A 26,939-nucleotide genomic window follows, 5' to 3' on the forward strand; every position below is an offset into this window, starting at 1 on the left:
ATCCCGGGTGTTCATCTTATCGGGTGGTCCGTTCGATTTGGCGAACTCTGGATGCAGTCCTCCTGCGCGACGTGACCGCGGTGGCCCTCGGCGCCGCGGTGACCGGCGCCAGCTTCGGTGCGATCTCGGTGGGCTCCGGCCTGGCGTGGTGGGTGCCGGTGCTGATGTCGCTGCTGGTCTTCGCGGGTGGCTCGCAGTTCATGGCGGTGGGCGTGGTCGCCGCCGGCGGCAGCCCCGCCGCCGCGGTGCTGGCCGGTCTCGTGCTGAACGCGCGGCACCTGCCGTTCGGCCTCGCGGTCGGGGACGTGCTCGGCAAGAGCCCGCTCGCCCGCGTCGTCGGCAGCCACCTGCTGATCGACGAGTCCACCGCGTTCGCCATGGCGCAGAAGGACCCCGCACGCGCACGGGCTGCCTACTGGGCGTGCGGCGTGGCGTTGTTCTTCAGCTGGAACACCGGCGTGCTCATCGGCGCGCTCGTGGGGCAGGCGATCGGGGACACGGCGGCGTTCGGCCTGGACGCGGCCTTCCCGGCGGCGCTGCTCGCCCTCACGCTCCCGGCCCTGAAGGACGCGGCGACGCGCAACGCGGCACTCGCCGGCGCCGTCATCGCGCTGGCGACGACGCCGTTCCTGCCCGCCGGTGTGCCCGTGCTGCTCGCGCTGGCAGGGCTCTTCGCGTTCCGCGCCCCGAAGAAGAAGACACCGACGAAGGAGGAGCCGTGCCCGTCACCGCGATCCTGATCCTGGCCGCCGGCACCTTCGCCATCCGCTTCGCCGGGCCGGTGCTGCGCGACCGAGTGACGCTGCCGGAGCGGGTCCGCGAGCTGATGTCCGCCTCCGCCACCGTGCTGCTGGTCGCCTTGGTGGCGATCTCGGCGCTGACGAGCGGAAAGCAGTTCGGCGGCTGGGCGCTCGCCGCCGGAGTGGCGGTCGGCGGTCTCGCGGCGTGGCGGAAACTGCCTTTTGTCGCAGTAATCGTCCTGGCCGCCGCGACCACTGCGGGACTGCGGTGGCTCGGCGTGGCCTAATGCTTTCTGATGTGCGAGAAAAGCAGGTTCGTGTGCACTTCGGTCACCTCTCGCCGACTGGTGAACTTGTCGAGCACGAGCCGTTGCAGATGAGCGACGTCGGACACCGCGACGTGCACCAGGAAATCCTCCGGACCCGTCACGTGGGAGAGCGCGAGCGTTTCCGGCAGGCCCAGCACGTACGCCATGAACGGGTCGACGATCTCCTTCGTGTGCGGCCGGATCTTCACCGCGAGCATCGCCTGGACGTGCTGCCCGACCGCGCTCGGGTCGACCTCGGCGTGGTAGCCGGTGATCACGCCGCGCTCCCGCAGCGCCCGGTGCCGGACCACGGCCGTGGACTGCGCGACGTTCACGCGTTCGGCCAGGTCCTTGTTCTGCAGCCGCGCGTCCTTCCGCAGCTCCCGCACGATGGCCTCGTCGATCGAATCCAGCACGGCGAATCGCCCTTCTGCCGAAACGGGTGCGGTTCCGTGCCCGCTGTGCCGAGGAAGTCTCCACCATTCCGGCCATGACGCGCATGGAGACCATCGCAGTGCACGGCGGCCGCGACGACCTCGCCGAGCTGGGCGTGCACGCTCCTCCCATCGACCTGTCCACCACCTACCCCGTGCCCGACCAGGCGCTCGGCGGGGCGGCGCTGGGGGAGTGGGCCACCGGCGCGGCGCACGCCGCGTCACCGGTGTACGCCCGGTTGCACAACCCGACCGTGGCGCGGTTCGAACAGGCGCTGGCCGCCCTGGAGCACACCGAGGCCGCCGTGGCCTTCGGCAGTGGCATGGCCGCGGTGACCGCCGTCGTCCAGGCCGCCTGCGTGATGGCGGGAAAACCGCACGTCGTGGCCGTGCGTCCGCTCTACGGCGGCACCGACCACCTGCTGTCGTCGGGTCTGCTGGGCGTCACCACGACGTACGTGGAGGCGGGCCTGGTGGCGTCTGCGATCCGGCCGGACACCGGCCTCGTCGTTGTCGAGACGCCGGCCAACCCCAACCTCGACCTCGTCGACATCGAGCACGTCGTGCGGCAGGCCGGCGCCGTCCCGGTCATGGTCGACAACACCTTCGCCACGCCCGTGCTGCAGAACCCGGCGCTGCACGGGGCGTCGTACGTGCTGCACTCCGGCACCAAGTACCTGGGCGGGCACGGTGACGTGCTCGGCGGCGTCGTGGCCTGCTCCGAGGAGCGCGCGGCGGCGTTGCGGCAGGTCAGGATCATCACCGGCGCCGTGCTGCACCCACTGGGCGGCTACCTGCTGCACCGCGGGCTCGCCACGCTGCCGCTGCGGGTCGAGGCGGCGTCGCGATCGGCGGCCGTCCTCGCCGCGCGGCTGGCCGAGCACGACGCGGTGGAGTTCGTGCGCTACCCCGGCAGGACGGCGCAGATGCGCGGGACCGGCGCGATGATCGCGTTCGGCGTGCACGGCGACCCGGTCGAGGTGGTGCGGCGGCTGAAGCTGGTCACGCCCGCCGTCTCGCTGGGATCGGTCGACACCCTGATCGAGCACCCCTCGGCATTGACGCACCGGCTCGTTCCGGGAGAAGAACTGCGTGCTTCTGGCGTTCCGGACAATTTGCTGCGCATTTCCGTGGGACTCGAACACGTCGAGGACATTTGGGAAGACCTCGACGCGGCGTTGTGTGACGTCGCTTACGTTAAGCCTTCCCCAACTGATTTCTTGGTGATGACCGCCACTCACTAAGGTCCGGACGCATCAGCGCGTCGGGGCGCGGGAGGTTCCGACGCGGGCATTTTCCGTTTTCGGAAGGAACCTCCTCGTGAGTTCTGTGGAAACTGATGCGGACGGCTACACCAAGGCGCTGACCAAGCGCCAGGTGCAGATGATCGCAATCGGTGGCGCGATCGGCGTCGGCCTCTTCCTGGGCGCGGGCGGACGCCTCGCCGCGGCGGGGCCGTCGCTGATCCTGTCCTACGCGGTGTGCGGCCTCGCGGCGTTCTTCGTCATGCGCGCGCTGGGCGAGCTCGTCCTGCACCGCCCGGTGGCCGGCAGCTTCGTGGAGTACGCCCGCGAGTTCATCGGCCCGTGGGCGGGCTTCACCTCCGGCTGGATGTACTGGGTCAACTGGGCGATGACCGGCATCGCCGAGATCACCGCCGTCGCGATCTACATGCACAAGTGGTTCCCGGACATGCCGCAGTGGATCACCGCGCTGGTGGCGCTGGTCGTCCTCGTCGCGATCAACATGCTGTCGGTGAAGCTGTTCGGTGAGCTGGAGTTCTGGTTCAGCGTCATCAAGGTGACGGCGATCCTCGTCTTCCTGGTCACCGGCATCGCCCTGGTGATCAGCGCCGCGGACATCGGCGGCACAACCGCCTCGGTCTCCAACACCCTGGGCCACGGCGGCCTGTTCCCCGCTGGGTTCGGCGTCGCGCTGATGACCCTGCAGGCCGTGATCTTCGCCTACTCGGCCATCGAGCTGGTCGGCATCGCGGCCGGCGAGACCAAGAACCCCGAGAAGATCATGCCGCGCGCCATCAACGGCGTGGTCTACCGCATCGCCATCTTCTACGTCGGTTCCGTGCTGCTGCTGACGATGCTGCTGCCGTGGGACCACTACACCGGCACCGAGTCGCCGTTCGTGACCGTGTTCTCGGCGCTGGGCATCCCCGCGGTCGGCGACATCATGAACGCCGTGGTGCTCACCGCCGCGCTGTCCTCGTGCAACTCCGGCCTCTACTCCACCGGCCGCATCCTGCGGTCGCTGGCGCAGAAGGGCGAGGCACCGGCGTTCACCGGCAAGATGAACTCCCGGCACGTGCCCTACGGCGGCATCCTGTTCACCGGCGCCGCCTACCTGTTCGGCGTGGTGCTCAACTACACCGTCCCGAAGGACGCGTTCGACATCGCGATCGCCGTCGCCTCGCTCGGTGTGGTGTCCACGTGGGCCACGCTGATCGTCTGCCAGATGAAGCTGCGGCAGAAGGCGCTGCGGGGTGAGGTCGAACGGCCCTCCTACCGGATGCCCGGCGCGCCGTACACGTCGTGGCTGACGCTCGGGTTCCTCGCGCTCGTCGTCGGGCAGATGGCGTTCTCGTCCGGGCACGCGGAGCGGATCGCGTTCTGGTCCATCCCCGTCCTGGCGCTGGTGCTGTTCCTCGGCTGGCGGTTCGTGAAGTCGCGGCAGGCGCAGCAGGAGCCCGTGCCCGTCGACTGACCCTCCTCGGCTCAGCTCCTGCTCGGCTCAGTGCACGCGGGGACCTTTCGTACTCTCTGAGAGTACGAAAGGTCCCCGCGTGCCTTCAGGGAACGGGCAGGTGGGCCGCTGTGACGGGGGAGACGGCGGTCCAGCCGAGGGTCAGGTAGAGGGCGCGACCGGCTTCGGAGGCGACGAGGACGGCGCGGGTCGCACCCCGGGTCACGGCGGTGCGGGTCAGCTCCGACATGACCACGCTGCCCAGGCCACGCCTGCGGTGCGCGGGGCCGGTCTCCACCACGTCGACCACGGCGGCGCGCCCGTGCACCGCGACCCGGCCCTTCGCCGCGACCTCGCTCCCGGCGAGCACCACGGCCTCGGCCACGTCACCGGTGCCGCGCACCTCCACGGTGTAGGGGGCCGGCGGGGTCACCGGCGGCCACGTCCCCAGTTCGATGCTCATCAGGTGCTCCGGCGCGCCGACCACCCACGCCGGGCCGAGCTCGACCTGGTCGCGCGCACCGCAGACCTTCAGCCACGTGCCGGGCTCGGACAACCCGGCGGCACGCGGTCCGGCCGCGGCCGGGTCCGGCAGGACGTAGCGCACCCGGTGCCCCGGCAGCCCGACGTCGATGCGGTAGCCGTCGGGCTCCTCGACGGGCGCAGGGGTGCCGCGGGACAGCGCCCAGCCCCTGACCCAGTCCTCGACGACGGCGGTGAGGTGCGAACCGGTCATGCGCCGATCCTGCCCCACGCGGGCGGCGGACCGGCGAGGTGTGCGCTGACCACCTCGAATAAGCTGGCAGGCATGGTTGCTGCCCCTCCCGTCATCGGCGTGCTCGCCCTCCAGGGTGACGTCCAGGAACACCTCGTGTCGCTCGCGAAGTGCGATGTCACCGCACGGCCCGTGCGGCGCGCCGAGGAGCTGGACGAGCTGGACGGGATCGTGCTCCCCGGTGGCGAGTCGACGACCATGAGCAAGCTGCTCGACAACTTCGAGCTGCTGGAGCCGCTGCGGGCCAAGATCAAGGCGGGCTTCCCCGCGTACGGGTCGTGCGCGGGCATGATCCTGCTCGCCAACACCGTCCTGGACGGCCGCGAGGACCAGCACCAGCTCGGCGGCCTGGACGTCACGGTCCGGCGCAACGCCTTCGGCCGGCAGGCCGACTCGTTCGAGACCGACCTGGACCTGGAGGGCGAGACGGTTCACGCCGTGTTCATCCGGGCACCTTGGGTGGAGGCGGTGCACAGCGGCGTCGAGGTGCTCGCTACGGTGCCCGTCACGGCTGAGGCGGGTGACGCCGCCGGTAGGATCGTCGCGGTCAGGCAGGGCAACGTGCTGGCCACGGCGTTCCACCCGGAGCTCACGGGGGACGAGCGCGTTCACCGACTGTTCGTTGACATGGTCCGAAGTTCGACGGAGGAGAAATGAGCGGCCACTCCAAGTGGGCGACCACCAAGCACAAGAAGGCCGCTATTGACGCCAAGCGCGGCAAGCTGTTCGCGCGGCTGATCAAGAACATCGAGGTGGCCGCCCGCACCGGTGGTGGCGACCCCGACGGCAACCCGACGCTCTTCGACGCGATCCAGAAGGCCCGCAAGAACTCGGTGCCGCTGGACAACATCGAACGGGCCCGCAAGCGCGGCGGCGGCGAGGAGGCCGGCGGCGCCGACTGGCAGACCATCATGTACGAGGGCTACGGGCCCAACGGTGTCGCGGTGCTCATCGAGTGCCTCACCGACAACCGCAACCGCGCCGCCACCGAGGTCCGCACGGCCATGACCCGCAACGGCGGTTCGATGGCCGACCCCGGCTCGGTGTCGTACATGTTCAGCCGCAAGGGCGTCGTGATCGTGCCGAAGGCGGGCACGACCGAGGACGACGTGATGATGGCGGTGCTCGAAGCGGGTGCCGAGGAGGTCAACGACCTGGGGGAGGCCTTCGAGGTCGTCTCCGAGGCCGGCGACCTGATCCCGGTGCGCAAGGCGCTGCAGGACGCGGGCATCGACTACGAGTCGGCCGAGTCGAGCTTCCTGCCGTCGGTGTCCGTCGCGCTCGAGGCGGAGGGCGCCAAGAAGATCTTCAAGCTGATCGACGCGCTGGAGGACTGCGACGACGTGCAGAACGTCTTCGCGAACTTCGACGTGTCCGACGAGGTCATGGCCGAGGTCGGCTGACCTCTTCCGGCGGTGGGCGGGCGGGTGGGCCGGACGGCTCACCCGCCCGTTCCGTGTGCGTAGGGTGGGTTTCGTGCTTTCCGACGAGGACATCGAGTTGCGTGCCCGGCTGCTCTCCCTGGCCGACCGGCACGGTCACGCCACCATCGTCGTGCCACCGGACGCCGAGGGAGCGGGCTACGTCTTCTCGGTCGGCGCGTGGCGGCGGTTCGGGGTGGCCGAGGCGGTCGTGATCGGACTCGACCAGGGCATGGGCGAGACGCTCGTCAACGCGTACGTCAAGCGGGCGAGCGCCGGGGAGCGGTTCGTGCCGGGGCAGCTGTACTTCGACTTCTTCAACGGCGTGCCGATCACGTTCGAACGCGTCTACAAGGGCTTCTACCCGGAGTTCCTCGGCAGTGCCTACCTGCTCTACGACGGCTCCGAGTTCGCCGCCGTGCAGATCATCGTGCCGACACCGCAGGGCCACTGGCCGTGGCAGCCCGACGCGCCCGCCGGGTTCGGCGACCACCAGCTCGTCCTCACCGAGAGCGGTGTGCCGGAGAGCTGGACGCCGGGGGTCAACGGGCCGTGAGCATCCGGATCAGGGCACTCGACGCCGACCGGGCGGGTGAGGTCATGACCGTGCAGCGGGCCGCCTACCTGGTCGAGGCCCGCCGGTACGGCGCGTGGGACCTGCCGCCGCTGGTGGAGACGCTCGCGCAGGTGCGGGACCACATCTCCTCCGGGCAGCCCGCGCTCGGCGCGTTCGACGGGCACCGGCTCGTCGGCAGCGTGCGCGGCAACGTCGACGGGGACCGCATGGAGGTCGCCCGCCTGTTCGTGGCGCCCGACCAGCAGGGCAGGGGGACCGGCAGGAAGCTCCTCGACGCGGCCGCCGGTGCCGCGCCGAGCGGGGTCGACGTCCTGTGGCTGTTCACCGGTGCCCGCAGCGAGGAGAACATCCGGCTGTACGAGAGCGCCGGGTTCGTGAAGATCAGCGAGCGCGTCGACGGGCTGGGCATCACACTCGTCACGTTGGAGCGGAAGGTCATCTGAGGTTCAGGTGCCGGTCACGGGCGGCTGGCAGAGTCCTGGGCGGTCCACCCACGACCACACACCGGTGCGGACGTCGATCACACGTCGGCTGATCCGTCCGGCACCCCGCGCCCCCTGGCACATCCGGTGCCAGGGGGCGCGTCGCGTCGTGGCGGCGGGTTGTCCGGAGGTCGTTGTCCGGTGGTCGTGCGCCGACACCGGACAACGCCGCGGGCGGTAGAACTTGCGGTGCGGCCGGAACCGGGGGGTCACCGGCCGCGCAGTGGGGGATGAGCGCCCCGCCTCGCAGGAGGCGAGGGGGATGCGGGGCGGGGCGCTTGCACACCGGAAGGGCTACGGCTTGCGTCCCAGCAGTCCGATCAGGCGGGTCTGGTCGTCCGCGTCCCGAGCGACCGGGACGGCCGAGTCGAACATCGGCGTCGCACTCCACTCGTCGGCGTTGCGCTCCACGTACGCGAGCACCGTCGCGGCCAGGTCCGGGTCTATGCGCTCGTCGGCGCCGATCGAGCGCGCCAGGTCCCACGCGTGCACCGCGAGGTCCGTCGTCATCTGCCAGCAGTACTCGGCGGCGTCCAGCAGCCCGCTCGACACGTGCACCGGCCGCGACAGCGCGTCGGGCTCCAGCCACGCCTCGCGCGCCGCCGCCGCGGCCACCACCCAGGACACCAGCGGGTCGTCGCCGAGGTTGTCGTGGTCGAACCGGTCACCGACCTGCTCGGTGGTGCAGCCCGCCAGCAGCTCCGGCGCCCAGAGCTGCTCGTGGACCAGATGGCCCACCAGATCTCTGACCGACCACTCCCGGCAGGGGGTACCCAGCTCCCACTGGTCGGGGGCGATTTCCCGCACCCGACGGTCGAACTCCGTCATTGCGAGGCCGTGCGCCTGGATCAAGTCCACCCCAGCAGTGCATCAAACACCGCCCGACCCCGCACGACGGCCTGAGAGTTGGGCCACTTGGACGCAACCCCGATTGCAAACAGTACGAGCGTTCGGCGTAATGTGCACCGGATCCGCCGTGACATCGTTGACACGAGAGGACGATGACGTGAGCGCCCCTAGCGCCAGCATCCCCGGCAAGCAGGACACGGGCTTCTTCGGCCACCCCCGAGGCCTGTCCACGCTCTTCTTCACCGAACTGTGGGAGCGGTTCTCGTTCTACGGGATGAAGGCCATCCTCGGCCTCTACCTGTGGACGGCCGTGTCCGAGGGCGGTCTCGGCGTCGACAAGGCGCTGGCGTTGTCCGTCGTGGCCATCTACGGCACCGCGGTCTACATGTCCGGCGTCGCCGGCGGCTGGCTCGCCGACCGCGTGTGGGGTGGCCAGCGCGCCACCTTCTACGGCGGCGTCCTGATCATGTGCGGCCACATCGCACTGGCGCTGCCGATCGGCATCACCGGCGTGTACGTCGGCCTGATCTTCATCGTGTTCGGCACCGGCCTGCTCAAGCCGAACATCTCGACGGTCGTCGGCGGCCTGTACGACAAGACCGACACCCGCCGCGACGCCGGCTTCACGATCTTCTACATGGCGATCAACATCGGTGGCTTCGTGTCGCCGCTGATCACCGGCGCGCTCGCGGACGGCATCGGCTTCCACGCCGGGTTCGCCGTCGCCGCGGTCGGCATGGCGCTGGGCCTCGTCCAGTACCGCCTGGGCCGCAAGCACCTGCGCGGGTCCGCGGCCGTGGCGCCGAACCCGCTGCCGCACCAGGAGAAGGGCCGCGTCTACGGCCTCATCGCCGGTGTCGCCGTCGCCATCGCCGCGCTCGGTGTGGTCTCCTACCTCCTCGGTGACGTCGAGGGCGTCATCCTGATGATCAGCATCATGTCGATCGTCCTGCCGATCGCGTACTTCACCGTCATGCTGCGCAGCCCGAAGACGCTGCCGGAGGAGAAGCCGCGGGTCGTCGCCTACATCCCGCTGTTCGTCGCCGCCGCCATGTTCTGGCTGATCTTCGAGCAGAGCGCCTCGGTCATCGCCGAGTTCGCCGACTCCCGCGTCGACAACCACGTGTTCGGCTGGGAGTTCCCGGTCGCGTGGTTCCAGTCGATCAACCCGATCATGATCATCGCCTTGGCGCCGCTGTTCGCGCTGCTGTGGGTGAAGCTCGGCAAGCGGGCGCCGTCCACGCCCCGCAAGTTCGCCGGTGCGCTCGTGCTCGTCGGCCTGTCGTTCGTGCTCATGTACTTCGCGAGCAACTCGGCGGCCGACGGCAAGGTGACGCCGCTGTGGCTGGTGCTGATGTTCCTGATCATGACCGCCGGTGAGCTCATGCTGTCGCCGGTGGGCCTGTCGGTGACGACGAAGCTGGCGCCGCGCGCGTTCGCCTCGCAGACGATGAGCCTGTGGTTCCTCGCGACCTCGGCCGGCACCGGTGTGGCCGCGCAGCTCGTGAAGTTCTACACGACGAGCCCGTCGGCGTACTTCCTCACGCTGGGCGGTGCGGCCGTGGTCTTCGGCATCGCGCTGGCTGTGGCGGCCCCTGCCATCAGGAAGCTGATGTCGGGCGTCGAGTGAGGCGCACAAGGCGAGAGGGAGGCCCGTCGCGGCGGCGGTGCGGCGGGTCTCCCTCTCGCCTTCAAGCATGCACTACGGAGATGTGTCATTGGGGCACGAACATTGCTCCGGACAGGTGAAGTAGGGCACGTGCGCCCGCGAATTTCGCCCCACGTCAGGTCTGCTTCACCGCCAGTGATCGTTTGGGCTCGTTCGCACGAACCGGAAGTCGCAACGCGCCGCGGATGAGCTTCGACCTGCGCCGCGCCATCGGGCCGTCCTGCGCGAGGTTCGGGAAGCGCTTGAAGAGCTCGTGCAACGCGACCGCGCCCTCGATGCGCGACAGGCCCGCGCCGATGCAGTAGTGGATGCCCGCGGAGAACGTGAGGTGCTCGCGCGCGTTGGACCGCGTCGGGTCGAACGTGAGCGGGTCGGAGAACACTCGCGGGTCACGGTTGGCCGCCGCGAGCAGCAGCATCACCGGCATGCCCTTCGGCAGGGAGACGCCGGCCAGCTCAAGGCGTTCCTTCGGCCAGCGGATCGTGTACTGCACCGGCGGGTCGAGCCGCAGCACCTCCTCGACGAACCCCTCCGCGTACTCCGGGCTCTGCGCGAGCGGCGCGACCGTGTGCGGGTTCTCGAACGCCTTCAGCACGCCGTTGCCGATCAGGTTGACCGTCGTCTCGAACCCGGCGAACAGCAGCAACCCGGTGGTGGCGACCAGGTCCTCGCGGCTGAGGTCCGCGTGCTGGGTCACGAGGTGGCTGACGATGTCGTCCTGCGGGTTGCGCCGCCGCTCGTCCATCAGCCCGTCGATGAAGTCGTTGTACTCGACGATCGTGGCGTGCAGGTCCCTGAGCTGCTTGTGCGACCAGACGCCGTCGAGCGTCTCGGCCAGCGACGAACCCCAGCGGGCGAACAGCGCCCTGTCGTCGTCCGGCACGCCCAGCAGGTCCGCGATCACCTGGATCGGCACCTGGGACGCGAACTCCGCCACCACGTCGAACCGGTCGTCCAGCCGGTCGAGGTGGTCCGTGACGATCTTCTGGATCGACGCGGTGCGGTCCTTCAGCGCACGAGGGGTGAAGAACGGCTGCACCAGCCTGCGCAGCCGGGTGTGGTCCGGCGGGTTCTTCATCAGGAACGAGTCCTGCACCGGGTTCACGACCTTGTGGCCGTCCTTGACCAGCGTGATCGGGATCATCGACGCCTCGTCGAACGTCGCCGTGACGAACCGCGGGTCACGCAGCACCGAGTCGCACAACGCACGCGACGGCGTGACGTAGGCGCCCATCTTGCTGCGCACCATGTCGCCCTTGGCGCGCACCTTCTCGTACATCGAGTACGGGTCGCGGTCCGGCGGTGATGCCATGACACCGGCGTACGGGTCACCGATCAGCGCATAGCCGCGCACGAGAGAGCGGAGCGCGAAGAACTGGACGGTGGTCTTCAGCGAGGACGGCATGCGTCCACAGTGGGGTTTACGTGAAGAACCTTCAAGAGCTGCGGCGGTGGCGGCGCACGGTTTCTTCGACGAGGTCGAGCACCGGCTCCATGTCGTCGGCCGGCAGCCCCATCGCCAGGTGCGACACCAGGCCCTCCAGCACCAGCTCCAGGAAGCTCGTCAGCACCGTCACGTCGACGTCGTCGCGCAGGTTGCCGGCCTCCCGCTGCCGGAGCAGGCGCTGCCGGGTCGCGGCCGTCAACTGCTCGGACCGCTCGGCCCACCGCGCGCGGAAGTCGGGGTCGGTGCGCAGCCGCCGGGAGACCTCCAGGCGCGTGCCCAGCCAGTCCGCCGCGTGGCCCTCGTCGCGCTTCTCCGGCTCGTCGAGCAGGTCGCGCATGACCTGGACCAGGCCCTGCTCGGCCACGACGTCGGCCATCCGCAGCGCGTCGTCCTCCGCGAGGGCGAGGAAGAGCGACTCCTTGTCCCGGAAGTGGTGGAAGATCGCACCGCGGGACAGTCCCGTGGCCTCTTCGAGACGGCGTACCGTGGCACCCTCGTAGCCGTGGCGCGCAAAGCAAGCACGCGCACCGTCGAGGATCTGGCGACGGCGGGCGTCTAGGTGGTCCTGGCTGACCCTGGGCACCGGTAGATGGTCCCAGGACGGGGACCGGAAATCCAATCCGTACGTACGGATTGGACAGCTCCATCCGTGTGATCCTTTCGAGTGGATCTCCGGCCTGGCCTGTCCCGGTGGCGGCGTGAGCGCCAATATCCTCCTGCGCCATGGAGACGCACGAGTTCGTCAAGCTGTCGGCGCTCGCCGAGCGCCTCGGGTGGCGGCGGCGCGTCTCGACCGGCGTCCACGTGGTCGACCTCCTGCTCAGCCGCACGACCACCGACCTCATCGCGGCGCTCGCGGAGAACCGGGACCGGGAACGGTCCGGCTGACCTCGGCCGACCGCGGACGGCACCGCCACCTCGTCGACCAGCAGGTCTACGGCCGCCTGCGCACGGTGGAGGTCGACATCTGGCTGACTCCACCGCCAGTAGAAGCAGCGGGGGAGGCGCGGGGCGTGAACGTGAACGAAGCGGGCAACTCGACACATCCGCCACGCAAACCCCTGGGCACACGCGTGCGCGCACGCCACGTCGTTGATCTGTAAGGATTTGCACGTCCGCGAGAGCGTGCGAGCCGCAATGCCCGCGTGTAGCGTCGAATGCGCTTATCCGATCACGGGGAGTGTGTAGTGACGACTGCGCTGCGTGACCAACCGGCGCCGGTCAGGTTCGCTGACCGCGCCGAGGCCGAGGCTTACGTCGCCTCGGTCTGCTTCAAGCACGGGCCTCCGAGGTTGTTCGGCGTGGAACTGGAGTTCACCGTCCACCACGCAGAAGACCCCGCGTTACCCCTGGACCAGCGAAGGTTGGCCGCGGCGCTCGGAGACCACGCGCCGCCGACCCTCGTTCCGGACAGCCCGCAGAGGCCGCTTCCCAGCGGCACGCCGCTGACCGTCGAACCGGGCGGGCAGGTCGAGATCTCCACACCTCCCTGCACCTCCCTCCCCACGCTCTTCACCACCGTCGAAACGGACGTCGAGCAGCTCACCGCGTTGCTCGCGGACCAGGGCCTCGTCCTCGGCGACAGGGGTGCCGACGCGCACCGGACGCCGAGCCGGGTGCTGCGGGTGCCGCGCTACGCCGCGATGGAGCACGAGTTCGGCCGCCTCGGCCACGACGGCATCTCCATGATGTGCAGCACCGCCGGGCTGCAGGTGTGCCTCGACTTCGGCGAACAGCAGGACCTGCGGGCCAGGTGGGCCGCCGTGCACCAGCTCGGGCCGGTGATGGTCGCGTTGTTCGCGAACTCACCGGGGCTCGGCGGGCAGCGGCAGGACTGGGCCTCCGCGCGGATGCGGACGTTGTACGGCACGGATCCCGTGCGCACCAGGCCGAGTGCCGTGTGCGCCGATCCGGCCGCGGCCTACGCGCGGCGGGTGGTCGACACGCCCGTCATCGTCGTCAGGGGACCGGGTCCGAACTGGGTCCCGCCCAGGAGGCTCACGTTCGCCGACTGGATCGACGGGGCGCTCGACCGCAGCCCCACCAGCGACGACCTCGACTACCACATGTCGTTGATGTTCCCGCCGGTGCGGCCGCGCGGGTACATCGAGATCCGGTACCTGGACACGCCGCCGCCGGGCGGCTGGATCGCGCCGAGTGCGCTGCTCGTCGCGCTGTTCAGCGACCAGTCCGTTGTGGACGGTGTGCTGGCGGCGACGGAACGGGCGGCCGGGCGGTGGCTCGTCGCCGCACGGCACGGGATGGCGGACGACCGCATCGCGCGGGCGGCGAAGGACGTCGTCGCCCTCGGCATCGAGGCGTTGCCCCGCACCGGTCTCTCCGACGAGCAGATCAGCACCATCAGCCGGGAGCTGGAGGGGAAGCTGTGACCGAAGAACTCCGCGAGCGGGTGGCGGAGGAACTGTTGCGTTCTCGCGCGCGTTCCACCGCCCTGACCGATGCCGTCGACGAGCACGACCTCGTGCGGCAGCACTCCAAGCTCATGTCGCCGCTGGTCTGGGACCTCGCGCACATCGGCAACCAGGAGGAGCTCTGGCTCGTCCGCGACGTCGGCGGGCGTGAACCGGTGCGCAGCGACATCGACGAGTACTACGACGCGTTCAAGTACGGGCGCAGCGTGCGGCCGGAGCTGCCGCTGCTCAACCCCGCCGAGGCCCGCCGGTACGTCGGTGACGTGCGCGGCAAGGTGTTCGACGTGCTGGAGGAGGTCCCGCTCGAGGGCCGCAGGCTCGTCGAGAACGCCTTCGCGTTCGGCATGATCGTGCAGCACGAGCAGCAGCACGACGAGACGATGCTCGCCACCCACCAGCTGCGCACCGGCGAACCGGTGCTGCACGCGCCCCCTCCGCCGAAGGGGAACCTCGTCGCCGCGACGGAGGCGTTCATCCCGGGCGGACCGTTCGAGATGGGCACCTCGGACGAACCGTGGGCCCTGGACAACGAACGCCCCGCGCACACCGTCCACGTCGACCCGTTCTTCATCGACACCACCCCGGTCACCAACGGCGAGTACGCCGAGTTCGTCCTCGCCGGCGGGTACTCCGACCGTCGGTTGTGGACGGACGAGGGGTGGGTGCACCGCACGCGCGCCAAGCTCACCGCACCCCGGTTCTGGCACCGCGAGGGCACGAGCTTCAGCCGCACCGCGTTCGGTGTGACGGAGCCGATCGTGCCGGACGAACCCGTTGTGCACGTGTGCTTCCACGAGGCCCAGGCCTACGCGACGTGGGCGGGCAAGCGGCTGCCGACCGAGGCCGAGTGGGAGAAGGCCGCACGGCACGACCCGGCGACCGGTACCAGCCGCCGCTACCCGTGGGGTGACGCGGCACCGGACGAACGGCACGCGAACCTCGGTCAGCGACACCTGCGCCCCGCACCGGCCGGCGCGTACCCGGACGGGGTCTCCGCGCACGGCGTGCACCAGCTGATCGGTGACGTCTGGGAGTGGACCTCGACGGACTTCCACGGCTACCCGGGCTTCGAGGTCTTCCCGTACCCCGAGTACTCGGAGGTCTTCTTCGGACCCGACTACAAGGTGCTGCGCGGCGGTTCGTTCGGCACCGACTCCTCCGCGGTCCGTGCGACGTTCCGCAACTGGGACTACCCGGTCCGGCGACAGATCTTCGCCGGTTTCCGCTGCGCCAGGGACGCCTAGGCGATGTGCCGCCACCTGGCGTACCTGGGCCCCGCCGTGCCCTTGTCCGGCCTGCTGTACGACGCACCGCATTCGCTGGAGCACCAGTCGTACGCACCGGGGGACATGCGCGGCGGGGGCTCGGTCAACGTCGACGGCTACGGCGTCGGCTGGTTCCCCGGCCCGGTGCGCTACCGCCGTGCCGGCACGCTGTGGAGCGACGCGAACCTGCGCGCCCTCAGCGGCACCGAGTCCACCGCGGTCCTCGCCGCGGTCCGCAACGCCACGACCGGCATGCCGGTGGCGGACGCGGCGTGCGCGCCGTTCACCGACGGCACGTGGCTGTTCAGCCACAACGGGCGCGTCACGGGCTGGCCGCACAGCGTCGAGGACCTCGCGAGGACGCTGCCGGTGACCGACCTGCTCACCCTCGACGCGCCCACCGACTCGGCACTGCTGTGGGCGCTCGCCGCACGGGCGCTGGCCGCGGGGAAGAACCCCGCCGACGTCCTTGTTGAACTCAGCGACGAGGTCGAGGCCGTGGCCCCGGGGTCACGCCTCAACTTCCTGATGACCGACGGTTCGGTCGTCGTCGGCACCACGTGGACCCACTCGCTGTGGGTCCGCCACGACGGCGTGAGCGTCACGCTCGCCTCCGAACCGCTCGACGCCGACGCGGCGTGGCGGGAGATCCCCGACCACCACGTCGTCCTCGCCGATCCATCCACTGTGGAGGTTAGACCCGCATGACCGAGCCGGTGCTGGACGTTCACCTCAAACCGGAAGACGCCGTGCACGCCCTGCGCGCCGACGTGCGCGCCGGGCTGACCGCGGACCCGAAGTGGGTGTCGCCGAAGTACTTCTACGACGCGGCCGGCAGCGCGTTGTTCGAGGACATCACCCGCCTGCCCGAGTACTACCCGACGCGAGCGGAACGGGAGGTGCTCGCCGCGCGGGCCGGTGAGATCGCGGCGACCACCGGCGCGCACTCGCTGGTCGAGCTGGGCTCCGGGTCGTCGGAGAAGACGCGGCTGCTGCTCAGCGCCCTGCGCGACCACGGCACGCTGACCGAGTTCGTGCCGCAGGACGTCTCGGTGTCCGCGCTCACCGAGGCCGCCCACGCGATCATCGCCGACTACCCCGGCCTGCGGGTGCACGGTGTGGTCGGTGACTTCACCCAGCACCTGGGCCTGCTGCCGGGCGTGTCACCGCGCCTGGTCGCGTTCCTGGGCGGCACGATCGGCAACCTCATCCCCGAGGAGCGGGAGAAGTTCCTGCACACCGTCCGCGACGTGCTGCGGCCGGGGGAGTGGTTGCTGCTCGGCACGGACCTGGTGAAGGACCGCGAGACGCTGGTGCGCGCCTACGACGACGCGCAGGGCGTGACGGCCGCGTTCAACCGCAACGTCCTGAACGTCCTCAACCGCGAGCTCGGCGGCGACTTCGACGTCGCGGCGTTCGAGCACGTGGCGTTGTGGAACAGCGAGCAGGAATGGATCGAGATGCGGCTGCGCGCCACGCGCGCCATGACGGTCACGCTCGCCGGTCTCGGCCTGGCGGTGGAGTTCCGCGAGGGCGAGGAGCTGCGCACCGAGGTGTCGGCGAAGTTCCGGCGGGACGGGGTGCGCGCGGAGCTGGAGGACGCCGGGTTCACCCTGCACCGGTGGTGGACCGACTCGCGGGACCGCTTCGCCGTCTCGCTGGCGCGGGCGATCTGAGCCGACAACCCTCCGATAGGCGGGTACAAACGGTGCGCCCGCAGTGATGGGCTGCACCGGTGACGTCTTCCCTTGCCACCCGTGCCGGCCGCGCGGCGCTCGCTTCGGCGCTCGCGCTCGGCACCATCGCCTCCGGTCTGGGCGCGAGCACTGCCTCCGCCCAGCCCGGCGCCGCAGCAGTCAGACCCGCCGCTTGGGGGCCGTGCGCGGCGGATGTGCTCGCTTCGATCCCTGCTGCCGAACGCACCAGGGTCAGCTGTGCCATCCAGGAAGTTCCCGTCGACCACTCGCGTCCGCGCGGTGACAAGACGGGCATCATCATGATGAAGCGGCCGGCGACCGACCCGGCGAAGAAGATCGGCTCGCTGTTCATCAACCCCGGCGGCCCCGGTGGCGCCGGTCTGATCTACGGCGCGTTCGGCGCGAGCTTCTTCAGCCAGGAGGTCCTCGAGAAGTTCGACCTCATCGGCTTCGACCCGCGCGGTGTCGGCCGCAGCGCCCCGCTGCGCTGCTTCCGCACCCAGGAGGAGGCCGACGCGGTCAACGAGGGCTGGTTCGCCCTGCCGACGACCAAGGCGGAGATCGAGAGCTCGATCCGCCAGTCGAAGGCCTACACGGACTACTGCGGGATCAACGCCGGTCCGCTGCTCAACCACATGTCGACTGAGGCCGTCGCCCGCGACCTCGACGTGCTGCGCGAGTCGGTCGGCGACCGGCAGCTGACCTACGTCGGCTTCTCCTACGGCACGCTGCTCGGCGCCACCTACGCGAACATCTTCCCGGAGCGGTCGCGTGCGCTCGTGCTCGACGGCAACGTCGACCCGAAGCTGCGCCTGACCAACGGCGCCGAGTACGACCGCCAGCGCGCCAAGGGCTTCGAGATCGCGCTCGACGCGTTCCTCAAGCGCTGCGACGCCGAGGGCACCGCCAAGTGCGCGTTCGCCGGTGACGCCCGCAAGAAGTTCGACGGCATCCGCGAGACCCTGCGCAAGGGCCCGACGACGCTGCCGGACGGCACGCAGGTGACGCTGACGGACGTCGTCGGCCGCACCGCGAGCAACCTGTACAACCCGGCCACGTTCAAGGCGCTCGCCACGTGGCTGCAGTCGATCCACGCGGCGCAGAACCCGGCCGCGGCGACGGCCACCGCGCAGACGATGAGCGTCCAGTCCGTTGTGGACGTTCCCGCGCTGAACAACAACGGTGGCCTGGCCGACGTGCGCGGCCTGCCGGAGACCCCGTACACGAGCGACGACTCGTACTACGCGGTCAACTGCATCGACAAGCCGTTCACCAGGACGACCCGCACCTGGGCGTCCACCGCGGCCAAGTGGGAGAAGGAGTCGCCCACGTTCGGCCGCTACCAGGCCGCTTCTGACGCGCTGACCTGCCCGACGTGGCCGGCGCGCAACCCGGACCGCTGGATCGGCCCGTGGCACCGCAAGACCAAGAACCCGGTCGTCGTGGTCGGCAACTACTACGACCCGGCCACGCAGTACGAGTTCGCCCGCCGCATGTCCCAGCAGCTCGGCAACGCGCGGCTGATCAGCGTCGACGCGTTCGGCCACTGCATCCTGGGCGACTCCGCGGGTGCCGACGCGGCGGTGACCAGGTACCTGGTCGACCTCACGGCGCCGGTGAACGGTTCGGTGTACCAGCCCAACACGCAGCCCTTCTGAGCAAAGGTGTTGCGAGCAGCACTCCCGCGGTGAGGAACGGCGTCACCGGGGCCACCGCCAGCGCGACCACGGCGATGGCCCCGTCGGCGCCGTTCTTCCGCGCGCAGGACCAGAAGCCGAGCGCGAGGCCGGCCGTGATGGCGATGATCGTGACGGCCAGCGTCCACGGTTCCTGCCGGTCGGCCAGCGCGAGGGCGAGCACCCCGATGCCCGCCAGGTAGAACGGGTCCCGCCGCGGCCCGAGTGCCGCGGCCGCGGCGGCGAACACCGGGATGGCCGCGTGTTCGGGAGCGGCCTGCAGCACGGCGCCGAACGCCACGCCCGCGACGGCGACCCGCCAGCTGCGGCGCCTGATCGCCCAGACGAGCACCGCGGCCACGACGAACCACACGGGCGTGTAGGTCAGCATGTCGTCGCGGCCCAGGCTGCCGATCCCGGTGGCTCCGCTGGACACGACGACCTGTGCCGGGCGTTCGTCAGAGGAGTACCAGCCGGGCGCACTGCCGCACACGGCTCCGGGCAGGGTGCACGGGTTGGTGAGGAACATCGGGCTGAGCGTCACCGTGTACGCCGCCAGCGAGCCGAACCCGGCGATCGAGAGCGCCACCCAGGCGGGTCTCGGCGCCACGGCGACGAGCAGCAGGGCCACCCCGAACGCGATCCAGACCACCTCCGGCATGGCCTCGACCACCGGGCGGGCGGGGAGGACACCGAGGAAGGTCAGCCCGAGCGCGACCGCGAGGACCACGATCCCGCCGGAGTGCAGCGGCCTGCGCGGGGCCGCGGCGAGCGCGGCGGCGGTGAAGAGCAGCAGGACCGGGATGAACGCCCGGTCGGTGCAGAGCACGAGCGCGCCGAAAACGACGGCCGCGGCGCCCATCCGCCAGCTGCGGTGCCGGACCGCCCACGCGACGAGCCCGGCGGCGATCACCAGCCGCGGCGAGGCCAGGTCGGGGGCCAGCGCCCCGGAGGTCGCGCCGATCCAGCCGGGGCCGAAGGGCTGCACCGCGATCGTCGCGAGCCCGGCGAGGACGAACGTCACCCACGCGGGCCGGGCGAAGTAGAGGAAGACCGCCGTCGCGGCCGCGAACCAGATCACGACAGCACGCTCCGCACGATCAGCACGACCGAGCTCAGCCCGGCGACGAGGAGCATCGGCGTGCGGATCCCACCCGCGTCGACCCGCTCGCGCAGCGGCCCGGACAGCAGGAAGCCGGCGACGAGGAACGGGATGAGCGCGACCCCTGCCCGGAACTGGTGGGCGGTGACCTGCCCGGCGCCGGCCAGCGCGAGGATCGAGGCACCGGAGCCGAGCACGAAGAACGCCGCGAGCGTCGCCCTGACCTGCGGACCCGCCTGGTTCTGGTAGAGCAGAGCCACCATCGGCCCGCCCACCGACGTGGCCGTGCCGAACGACCCGCTCGCGAACCCGGCCGTGACGAGCGACCCCGGCCTCGGCGCCGGCCGCCAGGTCGTGGTGGACAGCAGCACGCACGCCAGCACCGACCCGCCGACGACCAGCCCGAACCCCTTCGGGTCGAGCGCGTCGACGACCAGCACGCCCACGACCGTGCCGGGCAGCCGGCCGAGCATCGCCCAGCCCACACCGCGCCAGTCGACGTGGCCGAACTCGCGGGCGAGCGACATCGACGCGTGTGCGGCGGCGACCATCAGCACCGGCACCGGCAGCAGTGCCGGGTCCAGCAGCGCGATCAACGGCACCGCCACGAGCGCCAGCCCGAACCCGATCAACCCCTGTAACAGCCCGCCCACCGCGACGACCGCTCCTGCGACCACAATCCCCCAGCCCATGGGTCGCGATGCTAGCGAGTGGTCCGATCGGCGGAGGGCCCGGTTTCGCCCGGTGTTCTCCTGACGTCGGTCAAGCGCACCCGCGGTCCGCGCCACGACCTCGTCCCGCCGCGGCTTCCTGCTCGGACCTCATGCGGTCGAAGGCAGCCCGAACCGCGGGAACAGGCTGAGGTCGAAGAACGACGAGACGCGCGTGATCCGGTCGTGCCCGACCTCCAGCACCTGGAGGTTGAACGGCCGGAACACGCCGTCCCCGTCCGCCAGGTACAGGCCGTAGGCGGGCTGGCCGTTCGCCTCCGTCGCGATCATGCGCGCCCTGCCGGGGACGGCCGGGCACTGGTGCACGAGGTGCCACGCGATCATGTCCGGGCCGCGGTACCACTGCGGGTACGGCGGCATCTCCCACACGACGTCCTCGCTGAACAGCGCGACGATCGCCGGGATGTCCTTGGCCACGAACGCCTCGACCCACCGGTCGAGCAGCTCCCGCGCCCCGCCCGGTTCGGTGACCTGGTCCTCGCTGAGGTCCTTGAGCCGGTCGTGGGCGCGTTGCAGGGCGCTGTTGACCGCGGCGACGGTCATGTCCAGCCGGTCGGCGGTCTCTGCGGCGCTGAGCCGCAGGACGTCGCGCAGGATCAGCACCGCGCGTTGCCGTGGTGACACGTGCTGCAGCGCCGCGACGAACGCGAGCCGCGTGCTCTCCCGTTCCGCGACGATCGCCGCCGGGTCGGTCGGGAACGGCTCCAGCCACGGCACCTCGTGGTCCTGGGTGAGCGGGTCGTCCTGCGTGGCGCCGCGGGTGCCGAGCCCGGACGGCAACGGCCGGCGGGCGCGGCTCTCCAGCGCGGTGAGGCAGGCGTTCGTGGCGATCCGGTACAGCCAGGTGCGCACCGACGACCGGCCCTCGAACCGGTCGTAGGACTTCCACGCCCGCAGGTACGTCTCCTGCACCAGGTCCTCGGCGTCGTGCAGCGAGCCGAGCATCCGGTAGCAGTGCGCGAGCAGCTCGCGGCGGTACGGGTCCACCGCGGTGGCGAAGTCGGTCGTGGCCGTCATCCCCGGACCCCGATCGCGGTGCGCATGCGGTCGATGAGCGTGCCGATGTGGTCCCTGAGCTCCGGCGGTTCGTGCACCTCGAAGTCGAAACCCAGGTACAGCAGGAAGAACACCATCCGGTCGAGCGACTCGGCGCCGGTGCGCACGAGGCACGTGTCGTCGTCGATCGCCTCCAGCGACACCGAGGTGGGCGTCGAACGTTCGGCGACCGCCCGCACGGGTGCGTGGACCGTGAGCACGGCCTGGTAGGTGTAGACGCTCGACGCGACCTGGCGCGACACGAACTCGCCGAGCTCGGGGGCAGGCGGTTCGCGCGGCGCGAACCGGGCCGCGAGCGCCGGCTGCTCGGTGATCCGGTCGACCCTGAACGTCCGCCAGTCCTCTTTGGACACATCCCACGCCACGAGGTACCAGCGGCGGCCGGTGTGCACGAGCCCCTGCGGCTCGACGAGCCGTTTCGCGGGCTCGCCGTGCGTGGCGGCGTAGGTGAACCGCAGCTGCTGGTGGTCCCGGCAGGCGGCGGCGATGACCGTGAGCGTCTCCGCGTCGACCACCGGCCCGCCCGCGACCAGGGGAGTGGTGTGGGCCTGCAACGCCTGGACGCGCCTGCGCAACCGGCTCGGCAGGACCTGCTCCAGCTTGGTGAGCGCGCGCACCGACGTCTCCTCGATGCCCGCGACCGTGCCGTTCGCCGCGGTCCTGAGTCCTACGGCGACGGCCACCGCCTCGTCGTCGTCCAGCAGCAGCGGCGGCAGCTCGGCACCCGCCCCCAGCCGGTACCCGCCCGTGGCGCCGGGAAGCGACGTGACGGGATAGCCGAGGCTGCGCAGCTTGTCGACGTCGCGGCGGATCGTGCGCACGTCGACGCTGAGCCGGCCGGCGAGCTCCGGGCCCGTCCAGTCGCGCCGCACCTGCAGCAACGAGAGCAGCTTCAGCAGCCGTGCGGACGTCTCCAGCATGGGCGGAAGTCTAAGTTCCATTGCGGACAACCGCGGGAAGTGGCTAGTCTTCCCGGTATGACTGCCGGGTCGGCCCTGTGCCGTGAGCGGAACGGTTGCCCGGCCCTGACTTGATCAGGGCCCCTCCACCCCCGCGCTTCCTCCGTTCTCAAGGGGAACTGCGCACGGGAGAGGAGGTGATGCGCAATGCTTCCCAACGTTGGTGATGTCTTCTCCGGGAAGGTCGTCTCGACCGTCCCGTTCGGCTCGTTCGTCGAGCACCCCGCCGGGGCACACGGGCTGCTGCACGGTCAGCAGGCCGAGGTCGGTTCGACCGTGCAGGTGAAGGTGCTGGTGGTGGACGACGCGCAGCAGCGGTTCAGCCTCGAACTGGCCTGATCCGCCTGACCGCATGAGCGCGTGACCGGACAGAGGCGCCCTGTCCGGTCCTGTGCTCACGCCCTGCGGTACTCCGCGCACTCGCCGACCAGCCGGTCGTGCAAGGTCCTGCGGTGCCCCTGTTCCCGGGGTGCCGGGCCGAGCGCGTCCGCCGGGCTGTCGACGCCGTGCAACAGCCGGTACAGCACCACGTCCGTTGCCGTGCAGAGCCAGTCGTCCGCACACCCCGGTGGTGCGGCGGGTCCCAGCGCGTTCTCGAACCACGCCGGGAACAGCAGGTCGCGCGCGACCGCGTCCTCGATGCGCTCGCGGATCTGCCGGCGTGCCTCGGCGACCGCCTCGTTGCCCTGCGACCGTGCGGCGGCGTCCCCGGCGTGCGCCTCGTCGTCCGGTGCCGGCGGCCGCCGCCCGAGCTTCCCGAACGCCTGCCACCGCGCGTACTTGGCGCGCCACAACGACTCCGCGTTCGCCGGGAGGTTCGTGAGCCCCTCGGCGGCGTCGATCGCCTCGGCGAGCCGGGCGTCGTACCGCGCGATCAGCTTGCGCGTGTCCTGCGCCTCCTGCGGCGTGAACGTCTTGCGCGCGTAGGCGTCCTGCCCCGCGAGGATCGTGTCGACGAGCGTCTGGTCGATGCCGGGCCAGTCGTCGAAGTCGGCCCTCTCCGCCACCCCCGCCCGCACCTTGCGGTTGAGCGCGACGAGCAGGCGCTCGAGCCGGTGGACGCTCTCGGCGAGCTCGCTCACCCGGTCGTTGGTCCCGGTGAGCCTGCGGTTGTTGTCCCTGATCTGGTTGGTGGCGCTGAGCTGCTGCTGCGCTCCCGCGGTCTCGACGTCGTCGAGGCGCGCGGTGAGGGTGCCGAGGTCCTTCCTGAGCCGTTCGACCTTGTCGCCGAGCGCCTTGACCGGGTCGATGTTCACCGCAGCGTCCTCCACGCCCACCACACGCCACCCGCGACCACGGCCAGTGCCGCCCACCCGCGCAGGACCGGGGTGAGCAGCACCCCCGCGAGCGCGGCGGAGATGGCGGCGGTGCGGGCCCGCGGCTCCCACAGCCGCGTGCCGGTGGGGTCCACGAGCACCGCGGCCGCGACCGCCAGCGCGAGGACGACCGACACCAGCGACCAGGGGTCGAACCACCCGATGACCACGGTCAGCGCCGCGACCGCCGTGACGGCCGCGACGACCCGGTTCGGGACGGTGAGCCGCGCCGACTCGACGTCCCTGCGCGCCTGCACGACGGCCTGGACCTCCCGGTCGGTGTCGGCGAGCAGGGCGGGGAGCTCGGGGCTGCCGGGGTGGGTCGCCTGGAGTGCGCGCAGTGCTGTTCGCAGGGAGTGCTGGCGGTCGGCCAAGCGGGCGAACGGATCGGCTGCCATGTCCCGGAAGCGTGATCAACGGGGGCGGGGTGTGGGTAGGGCTGCGCGACGAGTTGGTCCGGTTGCCGACGAACTTCGCTCAGGTGGCGTAGCGCAACCCCGGGCACGGCCCCACCCCCGTGCTCACGACTTCCTGCGCGCCTCCGGCGGCCACACGACCTCGATCGGCACCCCGGACGCCCGTGCCTGCTCGACCACGTCCGCCGTGCCGCCCCTGCCCTGCGCCGGCACCCCGTCCCACACCGCCACGAGCAGCTCGACCGAGGCCAGCACGCGTTCGTTCGCGGCGACGTAGGCAAGCCGGCCCGACGTCATGTGCGGCAGCACGCTGACGACCGTCGCGGCCGACCGCAGCTCGTCGTACTCGGCGACCTGGTGCGGTTTGAGCCGGTCGCGGTAGTCGAGCGCCGGGAGCACCACCTCCACCTGCCCGCCCAGGTCCAGCACCGCGCGCGCGAACACCTGGTCGGCGCCCGGCGCGAGGCACGTGACGCCGACCAGCGGCCGGCCCAAGCCGGCTAAGACCGCCGACAGCGCGGCGCGGACGGCCGGGACGCACTCGGGGACCAGGTTGCTGTGACCGGTGACACCGACGCGCATCAGGCGGTCCGAATCGCCCTGATCGCGTCGCGCGTGTCCTGCACGGCGGGGATGTGGCGGTGCCGTGCCGCCTCCTTCGCGAAGTCCTCCAGCTTGCGCAGCACCCGGCCCGAGGAGAGCTTCGCCGCCGTCGGCAGGACCTCGTTGATCAACCCGCACGCCGCCTCCGGGTCTCCCGCGACCATCTTGGTGCGCGCCAGTCCGATCACGTCGAAGGCGCGGTTGCGCACCTTCGAGGGGTCCCTCAGCTCCAACGCACGCCGAATGTGCTGCTCGGCGTACACGGCCTGAGAGGGGTCATGCATCGCGAGGTCGCGGCAGCGGGCGCCGATGACGCCCTCCAGCTCGGCCTCGTCGAAGCTGTGCAGGTAGTCCGGCTCGTGCGACGAGTCGCGCTGCGCGAAGCTGTCCTGCGCCATGCCGACGGCCTGGTGGAACTCGCGGACCTTGCCCAGCTGCGCGTAGGCCCAGGCCTCGCGCGTGAGCAGCAGGGCCTTCAACGTCGGCGTGCCGGTGCGGCGGGTGCCGTACTGGCCGAGCTGCACGAGCTCCAGACCGTCCTCCGGGCGGCCCAGGTCGAACATCTGCCGGGCCATCGCGGCCAGGCACAACGCGGCGAAACCGTCGTTCTGACCGGCCTTCGCCATCCGGATGGCGAGCACGTAGTAGCGCTGGGCCGCGTTGTGCAGGCCCGCGTCGAACGACATGCTCGCGGCCACCTTCGACAGCTCGGCGCCGATGAAGAACGCTCGTTCCGTCAACGGGCCCGCGGGGGCGCGCTGGAGCCGTTCGGCCAGCTCGTCGAGCTGACCCAGCACGGCCTTGCGGGCCAGCCCGAAACCACCGCGGCCGCCCCAGCCGCGCAGGCCGTCCGCGACCTGCTGCAACGCCGCCAGCTCCTCCTCGCTGATCGCCGAGTGCGACGACCACCGCGACAGGTTCTGCAACGGGTGCAGCCAGCGCTGCAACGGCTCGACCAGTGCGGACCCCACCGTCACCGCGGCCGCTCCCGTGAGCGCCGCTCGTCTGCTGATCGCCAAGTCGCTCCTCGCCGTCTCCTCGACCGAACGGGCAATGCTCGTCGCCTCCCACGGGGCGGCGAGCACATCCGGTGGGCCCGAACCGGGGGAACCCACCTGAGCTGGGATGACGACCCGGTCGAACCACAGCCGCTCGCCCGGCACGCCGAGCACCAGCGCGAAGTGGCGCAACCGGTCGAGGCGGTCGATCGGGTTCTCACCCGACTCGTAGCGCGAGAGCTGGGCCTGGCTGATGCCGAGCCACGCCGCCATGCGGTCCTGGGACACCCGGCTGAGGTGGTGCGGGTGGTGGCGGTACGCGGAGATCAACGCGCCCATGTCGCGGTCGGTGCAGGCGGCCGCGACCGAGGGGTGGTCCCAGAAGTCGTCGGGGACCGCGGGAGGGCCGTGCACGCCGGAACGGGCGTTGCGGCGGCACCGGTGGCACAACCGGTCGGTGTTGTCGGCGGCGATGAACGCCCCACACGGGCAGGCGCGCCTGGACTTGGGTCTCGCGGCATCCATCGGCATCGCTCCCGTCACTGAGCGATTACCAAGTGTACGGAGCCGTGATCGTCAGTCCATCCATCTCATGCATAAGACGTAATGGGTACGCGTGTCGCACCCCCGGTACCCCCGCCCGGCGGATGAGCTTCATGCGTCCGCTGCATGAAGCCCATGCACCGGGCGAGTGGTGCTGACGCGAAGTGCGAAGCACCCTGCACATCGTCGGGTCGCGGGTCGATCCCCGTGACCGAGTGCCTGACCCACCCGAAGGGGAGGACGACCGCCGATGAGCCTCACGACCGCGGAGACCGGCAAAGCCGGTGTCCCACAGAACAGGGCACACGACCGGGCGATCGGGGAGGCCGTCGCTGGCTACCGGTTGCTCGGCTGGCAGGTGCAGGTCACCGAACAGGGCGTGTTCCTGCCCCTCGGGCCCGCCACCACCGCGCTCGCCATGCCGGCCCGCATCGGGTCGCGCGTGCTGGCCGACCTGAAGTCGCGCATGCTCGCCGGACCGGTCACCGTCATCCCCGGCCCCCGCGAGCACTGGATCTTCCTCGCCGAGCTGGTCGCGTTGCTACCGACGCACCTCAAGGCCCCGGCCGAGGTCCAGTTCGTGCGCTCGCCCCACCGGATCGCGCTGCCACCCACGATGACCAGGTACGGCTCCCTGCGGTGGGCGAACCCGCCGTCGCACTCGCGGCACTGGTTCCCGCCGTTCACCGCAGTGCTCGCCCTGGCCCGGACGGCCGTCGCGGAGGACCAGCGCCGATAATCGGCAC

General features: G+C 70.9%; 30 protein-coding genes. 17 read left to right on the forward strand and 13 right to left on the reverse strand.

All coding sequences use genetic code 11. The features are described 5' to 3' along the window. The first annotated feature begins 71 nt into the window (after positions 1-71). Positions 72-740 (forward strand): AzlC family ABC transporter permease, encoded by a 669-nt coding sequence (locus ACZ7CF_RS28825; protein ID WP_458431181.1) that lies wholly within the window; start codon positions 72-74, stop codon positions 738-740. Further along, positions 719-1,027 (forward strand): AzlD domain-containing protein, encoded by a 309-nt coding sequence (locus ACZ7CF_RS28830; RefSeq protein ID WP_360391540.1) that lies wholly within the window; start codon positions 719-721, stop codon positions 1,025-1,027. Before ACZ7CF_RS28825 ends, ACZ7CF_RS28830 begins: the two co-directional genes overlap by 22 nt. Here the strand turns inward: ACZ7CF_RS28830 and ACZ7CF_RS28835 are convergent. Beyond that, entirely contained in the window at positions 1,024-1,464 is a 441-nt protein-coding gene (locus tag ACZ7CF_RS28835) for an Lrp/AsnC family transcriptional regulator (protein WP_360391538.1), read from the reverse strand. The two genes, ACZ7CF_RS28830 and ACZ7CF_RS28835, sit on opposite strands and share 4 nt — an antisense overlap. 74 nt (positions 1,465-1,538) lie before the next feature. Here ACZ7CF_RS28835 and ACZ7CF_RS28840 point away from each other — a divergent pair, with 74 nt between their 5' ends. Both ACZ7CF_RS28840 and ACZ7CF_RS28845 read left to right on the forward strand, forming a co-directional pair. Further along, entirely contained in the window at positions 1,539-2,726 is a 1,188-nt protein-coding gene (locus ACZ7CF_RS28840) for a trans-sulfuration enzyme family protein (protein WP_360391535.1), read from the forward strand. A 139-nt stretch (positions 2,727-2,865) separates the two neighbouring features. Next, on the forward strand, positions 2,866-4,200 hold the full coding sequence (locus ACZ7CF_RS28845) for an amino acid permease (RefSeq protein ID WP_360392666.1): 1,335 nt from the start codon (positions 2,866-2,868) through the stop codon (positions 4,198-4,200). 85 nt (positions 4,201-4,285) lie between these two features. Here ACZ7CF_RS28845 and ACZ7CF_RS28850 read toward each other — a convergent pair whose 3' ends face one another. Further along, positions 4,286-4,915, reverse strand: coding sequence for a GNAT family N-acetyltransferase (locus ACZ7CF_RS28850; protein ID WP_470371028.1), 630 nt, complete (start codon positions 4,913-4,915; stop codon positions 4,286-4,288). 72 nt (positions 4,916-4,987) lie between these two features. On the opposite strand from ACZ7CF_RS28850, the gene pdxT reads away from it, so the two are divergent. The 4 genes from pdxT to ACZ7CF_RS28870 all read left to right on the forward strand — a co-directional run bounded on the left by pdxT (position 4,988) and on the right by ACZ7CF_RS28870 (position 7,395). Next, complete coding sequence (gene pdxT / locus ACZ7CF_RS28855; protein ID WP_458431183.1) at positions 4,988-5,611, forward strand: pyridoxal 5'-phosphate synthase glutaminase subunit PdxT; 624 nt, start codon at positions 4,988-4,990, stop codon at positions 5,609-5,611. Beyond that, complete coding sequence (locus ACZ7CF_RS28860; RefSeq protein ID WP_360391528.1) at positions 5,608-6,357, forward strand: YebC/PmpR family DNA-binding transcriptional regulator; 750 nt, start codon at positions 5,608-5,610, stop codon at positions 6,355-6,357. The genes pdxT and ACZ7CF_RS28860 overlap by 4 nt, the downstream gene beginning before the upstream one ends. A 73-nt stretch (positions 6,358-6,430) precedes the next feature. Then, a complete protein-coding gene (locus ACZ7CF_RS28865; protein ID WP_470371029.1) occupies positions 6,431-6,931 on the forward strand; it encodes a DUF4262 domain-containing protein in 501 nt (166 codons plus the stop codon). After that, positions 6,928-7,395 (forward strand): GNAT family N-acetyltransferase, encoded by a 468-nt coding sequence (locus ACZ7CF_RS28870; RefSeq protein ID WP_470371030.1) that lies wholly within the window; start codon positions 6,928-6,930, stop codon positions 7,393-7,395. Before ACZ7CF_RS28865 ends, ACZ7CF_RS28870 begins: the two co-directional genes overlap by 4 nt. Before the next feature lie 333 nt (positions 7,396-7,728). Here the strand turns inward: ACZ7CF_RS28870 and ACZ7CF_RS28875 are convergent, their stop codons facing one another. Further along, positions 7,729-8,262: a TIGR03086 family metal-binding protein gene (locus tag ACZ7CF_RS28875; protein WP_360400097.1), complete on the reverse strand. Its 534-nt coding sequence runs from the start codon at positions 8,260-8,262 to the stop codon at positions 7,729-7,731. A 178-nt stretch (positions 8,263-8,440) separates the two neighbouring features. Here ACZ7CF_RS28875 and ACZ7CF_RS28880 point away from each other — a divergent pair, with 178 nt between their 5' ends. After that, positions 8,441-9,913 carry a peptide MFS transporter gene (locus ACZ7CF_RS28880; protein ID WP_360400100.1) on the forward strand — a complete coding sequence of 491 codons (1,473 nt, stop codon included), beginning with the start codon at positions 8,441-8,443 and terminating at the stop codon, positions 9,911-9,913. A 154-nt stretch (positions 9,914-10,067) separates the two neighbouring features. Here ACZ7CF_RS28880 and ACZ7CF_RS28885 read toward each other — a convergent pair whose 3' ends face one another. Both ACZ7CF_RS28885 and ACZ7CF_RS28890 read right to left on the reverse strand, forming a co-directional pair. Further along, complete coding sequence (locus tag ACZ7CF_RS28885; RefSeq protein WP_470371031.1) at positions 10,068-11,357, reverse strand: cytochrome P450; 1,290 nt, start codon at positions 11,355-11,357, stop codon at positions 10,068-10,070. A gap of 31 nt (positions 11,358-11,388) precedes the next feature. Further along, complete coding sequence (locus ACZ7CF_RS28890) at positions 11,389-11,982, reverse strand: TetR/AcrR family transcriptional regulator (protein WP_360400106.1); 594 nt, start codon at positions 11,980-11,982, stop codon at positions 11,389-11,391. A gap of 140 nt (positions 11,983-12,122) precedes the next feature. Here ACZ7CF_RS28890 and ACZ7CF_RS28895 point away from each other — a divergent pair, with 140 nt between their 5' ends. From ACZ7CF_RS28895 to ACZ7CF_RS28920, 6 genes are all read left to right on the forward strand, one after another. Continuing rightward, positions 12,123-12,287 carry a hypothetical protein gene (locus tag ACZ7CF_RS28895; RefSeq protein WP_360400109.1) on the forward strand — a complete coding sequence of 55 codons (165 nt, stop codon included), beginning with the start codon at positions 12,123-12,125 and terminating at the stop codon, positions 12,285-12,287. 299 nt (positions 12,288-12,586) lie between these two features. Continuing rightward, the gene (locus tag ACZ7CF_RS28900; protein ID WP_360400112.1) at positions 12,587-13,789 is read left to right on the forward strand and encodes a glutamate-cysteine ligase family protein; all 1,203 of its coding nucleotides are present in this window, start codon (positions 12,587-12,589) and stop codon (positions 13,787-13,789) included. Continuing rightward, on the forward strand, positions 13,786-15,075 hold the full coding sequence (gene egtB, locus ACZ7CF_RS28905) for an ergothioneine biosynthesis protein EgtB (protein WP_458431187.1): 1,290 nt from the start codon (positions 13,786-13,788) through the stop codon (positions 15,073-15,075). The genes ACZ7CF_RS28900 and egtB overlap by 4 nt, the downstream gene beginning before the upstream one ends. Before the next feature lie 3 nt (positions 15,076-15,078). Next, positions 15,079-15,804, forward strand: a complete 726-nt coding sequence (gene egtC / locus ACZ7CF_RS28910; protein WP_458431188.1) for an ergothioneine biosynthesis protein EgtC — start codon at positions 15,079-15,081, stop codon at positions 15,802-15,804. Continuing rightward, positions 15,801-16,772, forward strand: coding sequence for an L-histidine N(alpha)-methyltransferase (egtD, locus tag ACZ7CF_RS28915; RefSeq protein ID WP_470371032.1), 972 nt, complete (start codon positions 15,801-15,803; stop codon positions 16,770-16,772). The genes egtC and egtD overlap by 4 nt, the downstream gene beginning before the upstream one ends. Positions 16,773-16,831: 59 nt before the next feature. Then, positions 16,832-18,451, forward strand: coding sequence for an alpha/beta hydrolase (locus tag ACZ7CF_RS28920; protein WP_470371033.1), 1,620 nt, complete (start codon positions 16,832-16,834; stop codon positions 18,449-18,451). On the opposite strand, the gene ACZ7CF_RS28925 is transcribed toward ACZ7CF_RS28920, so the two are convergent. The 4 genes from ACZ7CF_RS28925 to ACZ7CF_RS28940 all read right to left on the reverse strand — a co-directional run bounded on the left by ACZ7CF_RS28925 (position 18,399) and on the right by ACZ7CF_RS28940 (position 22,278). Beyond that, on the reverse strand, positions 18,399-19,550 hold the full coding sequence (locus ACZ7CF_RS28925) for a hypothetical protein (protein WP_458431192.1): 1,152 nt from the start codon (positions 19,548-19,550) through the stop codon (positions 18,399-18,401). The two genes, ACZ7CF_RS28920 and ACZ7CF_RS28925, sit on opposite strands and share 53 nt — an antisense overlap. Beyond that, complete coding sequence (locus ACZ7CF_RS28930; protein WP_470371034.1) at positions 19,547-20,263, reverse strand: sulfite exporter TauE/SafE family protein; 717 nt, start codon at positions 20,261-20,263, stop codon at positions 19,547-19,549. Before ACZ7CF_RS28930 ends, ACZ7CF_RS28925 begins: the two co-directional genes overlap by 4 nt. Before the next feature lie 129 nt (positions 20,264-20,392). Further along, complete coding sequence (locus ACZ7CF_RS28935; protein ID WP_360400131.1) at positions 20,393-21,319, reverse strand: sigma-70 family RNA polymerase sigma factor; 927 nt, start codon at positions 21,317-21,319, stop codon at positions 20,393-20,395. Beyond that, positions 21,316-22,278, reverse strand: coding sequence for a helix-turn-helix transcriptional regulator (locus tag ACZ7CF_RS28940; protein WP_458431195.1), 963 nt, complete (start codon positions 22,276-22,278; stop codon positions 21,316-21,318). The genes ACZ7CF_RS28935 and ACZ7CF_RS28940 overlap by 4 nt, the downstream gene beginning before the upstream one ends. 186 nt (positions 22,279-22,464) lie before the next feature. On the opposite strand from ACZ7CF_RS28940, the gene ACZ7CF_RS28945 reads away from it, so the two are divergent. Then, positions 22,465-22,656: a S1 RNA-binding domain-containing protein gene (locus ACZ7CF_RS28945; RefSeq protein WP_360400137.1), complete on the forward strand. Its 192-nt coding sequence runs from the start codon at positions 22,465-22,467 to the stop codon at positions 22,654-22,656. 56 nt (positions 22,657-22,712) lie between these two features. Here the strand turns inward: ACZ7CF_RS28945 and ACZ7CF_RS28950 are convergent, their stop codons facing one another. The 4 genes from ACZ7CF_RS28950 to ACZ7CF_RS28965 form a co-directional block, all read right to left on the reverse strand. Next, positions 22,713-23,573 carry a hypothetical protein gene (locus ACZ7CF_RS28950; protein WP_458431196.1) on the reverse strand — a complete coding sequence of 287 codons (861 nt, stop codon included), beginning with the start codon at positions 23,571-23,573 and terminating at the stop codon, positions 22,713-22,715. Further along, on the reverse strand, positions 23,570-24,031 hold the full coding sequence (locus tag ACZ7CF_RS28955; protein WP_360400143.1) for a hypothetical protein: 462 nt from the start codon (positions 24,029-24,031) through the stop codon (positions 23,570-23,572). The genes ACZ7CF_RS28950 and ACZ7CF_RS28955 overlap by 4 nt, the downstream gene beginning before the upstream one ends. Before the next feature lie 123 nt (positions 24,032-24,154). Next, the gene (locus tag ACZ7CF_RS28960) at positions 24,155-24,631 is read right to left on the reverse strand and encodes a hypothetical protein (RefSeq protein ID WP_360400146.1); all 477 of its coding nucleotides are present in this window, start codon (positions 24,629-24,631) and stop codon (positions 24,155-24,157) included. Next, positions 24,631-26,175, reverse strand: coding sequence for a helix-turn-helix domain-containing protein (locus tag ACZ7CF_RS28965; RefSeq protein ID WP_360400149.1), 1,545 nt, complete (start codon positions 26,173-26,175; stop codon positions 24,631-24,633). Before ACZ7CF_RS28965 ends, ACZ7CF_RS28960 begins: the two co-directional genes overlap by 1 nt. Before the next feature lie 268 nt (positions 26,176-26,443). Between ACZ7CF_RS28965 and ACZ7CF_RS28970 the strand changes: the two genes are divergently transcribed. After that, positions 26,444-26,932 (forward strand): hypothetical protein, encoded by a 489-nt coding sequence (locus tag ACZ7CF_RS28970; protein WP_360400152.1) that lies wholly within the window; start codon positions 26,444-26,446, stop codon positions 26,930-26,932. The last annotated feature ends 7 nt before the right edge of the window (positions 26,933-26,939 follow it).

The sequence above is a fragment of the Lentzea sp. NPDC036955 genome (assembly GCF_055608005.1).

What these genes read in the sequence shown, in the direction of transcription:
- ACZ7CF_RS28895 (WP_360400109.1), top strand. Translation starts at nt 12,123, where the DNA reads ATGGAGACGCACGAGTTCGTCAAGCTGTCGGCGCTCGCCGAGCGCCTC.
- ACZ7CF_RS28945 (WP_360400137.1), top strand. Translation starts at nt 22,465, where the DNA reads ATGCTTCCCAACGTTGGTGATGTCTTCTCCGGGAAGGTCGTCTCGACC.
- ACZ7CF_RS28965 (WP_360400149.1), bottom strand. Translation starts at nt 26,175, where the DNA reads ATGGATGCCGCGAGACCCAAGTCCAGGCGCGCCTGCCCGTGTGGGGCG.
- ACZ7CF_RS28860 (WP_360391528.1), top strand. Translation starts at nt 5,608, where the DNA reads ATGAGCGGCCACTCCAAGTGGGCGACCACCAAGCACAAGAAGGCCGCT.
- ACZ7CF_RS28885 (WP_470371031.1), bottom strand. Translation starts at nt 11,357, where the DNA reads ATGCCGTCCTCGCTGAAGACCACCGTCCAGTTCTTCGCGCTCCGCTCT.
- ACZ7CF_RS28960 (WP_360400146.1), bottom strand. Translation starts at nt 24,631, where the DNA reads ATGCGCGTCGGTGTCACCGGTCACAGCAACCTGGTCCCCGAGTGCGTC.
- ACZ7CF_RS28930 (WP_470371034.1), bottom strand. Translation starts at nt 20,263, where the DNA reads ATGGGCTGGGGGATTGTGGTCGCAGGAGCGGTCGTCGCGGTGGGCGGG.
- ACZ7CF_RS28935 (WP_360400131.1), bottom strand. Translation starts at nt 21,319, where the DNA reads ATGACGGCCACGACCGACTTCGCCACCGCGGTGGACCCGTACCGCCGC.
- pdxT (WP_458431183.1), top strand. Translation starts at nt 4,988, where the DNA reads ATGGTTGCTGCCCCTCCCGTCATCGGCGTGCTCGCCCTCCAGGGTGAC.
- ACZ7CF_RS28845 (WP_360392666.1), top strand. Translation starts at nt 2,866, where the DNA reads ATGATCGCAATCGGTGGCGCGATCGGCGTCGGCCTCTTCCTGGGCGCG.
- ACZ7CF_RS28850 (WP_470371028.1), bottom strand. Translation starts at nt 4,915, where the DNA reads ATGACCGGTTCGCACCTCACCGCCGTCGTCGAGGACTGGGTCAGGGGC.
- ACZ7CF_RS28875 (WP_360400097.1), bottom strand. Translation starts at nt 8,262, where the DNA reads ATGACGGAGTTCGACCGTCGGGTGCGGGAAATCGCCCCCGACCAGTGG.
- egtD (WP_470371032.1), top strand. Translation starts at nt 15,801, where the DNA reads ATGACCGAGCCGGTGCTGGACGTTCACCTCAAACCGGAAGACGCCGTG.
- ACZ7CF_RS28940 (WP_458431195.1), bottom strand. Translation starts at nt 22,278, where the DNA reads ATGCTGGAGACGTCCGCACGGCTGCTGAAGCTGCTCTCGTTGCTGCAG.
- ACZ7CF_RS28955 (WP_360400143.1), bottom strand. Translation starts at nt 24,031, where the DNA reads ATGGCAGCCGATCCGTTCGCCCGCTTGGCCGACCGCCAGCACTCCCTG.
- egtC (WP_458431188.1), top strand. Translation starts at nt 15,079, where the DNA reads ATGTGCCGCCACCTGGCGTACCTGGGCCCCGCCGTGCCCTTGTCCGGC.
- ACZ7CF_RS28840 (WP_360391535.1), top strand. Translation starts at nt 1,539, where the DNA reads ATGACGCGCATGGAGACCATCGCAGTGCACGGCGGCCGCGACGACCTC.
- ACZ7CF_RS28970 (WP_360400152.1), top strand. Translation starts at nt 26,444, where the DNA reads ATGAGCCTCACGACCGCGGAGACCGGCAAAGCCGGTGTCCCACAGAAC.